The following is a 631-nucleotide window of genomic DNA, read 5'->3' as shown; positions in this document are numbered from 1 at the left end:
GAAGGTGCAACGCCTTTGGCGCGAAGAAGGGCTTCGCGTGCCGCAGCGCCGTCGCCGCAAACGCCACGGCAGCTCCACCGCACCAGCGACCGTAGTCGCCGATGCGCCCAACCGGGTGTGGGCGGTGGACTTCCAGTTCGACTGCACCACCGACGGACGTCCGATCAAGATCGTGTCGATCATCGACGAACACACCCGCGAATGCCTCGGTGGGATGGTTGAGCGCAGCATCACCGGCGAGCACCTCATCGCCGAACTGGACTGCCTGGCCGCCGAGCGTGGCACCTACCCGGCCGTCCTGCGATGCGACAACGGACCCGAATTAGCCTGCAGCGCCATGGCCGACTGGGCCGCCGGACAGGTCGGCCTGCACTTCATTCCACCCGGCGAGCCGTGGCGAAACGGCTACGTCGAATCCTTCAACTCCCGCATCCGTGACGAATGCTTGAACATCAACAGCTTCTGGTCGATGGCCCAGGCCCGGGTGGTCATCAGCGACTGGAAGCACGAGTACAACCACCATCGCCGGCATTCGTCACTGGGCTATCAGGCGCCGGCCCGCTACGCTGCCACCTGTACCCACCAATGAACGACTCTCGTTCGCCGTGGACCATTTCACGGGGTCCGGTCA

1 protein-coding gene is annotated in these 631 nt (G+C 64.8%); it reads left to right on the top strand.

The genetic code is table 11. The annotated features are described in order from the left end of the window. A partial coding sequence (locus A9X01_RS06300; RefSeq protein WP_065119934.1) for an IS3 family transposase occupies positions 1-589 on the top strand: 589 nt, incomplete at its 5' end. Positions 590-631: the final 42 nt, after the last annotated feature.

It is taken from the genome of Mycobacterium asiaticum, assembly GCF_001668675.1.
Classification (GTDB): domain Bacteria; phylum Actinomycetota; class Actinomycetes; order Mycobacteriales; family Mycobacteriaceae; genus Mycobacterium; species Mycobacterium asiaticum_D.
The sequence above is the reverse complement of the archived record's forward strand: the minus strand, read 5'-3'. Positions and strand labels throughout refer to the sequence as shown.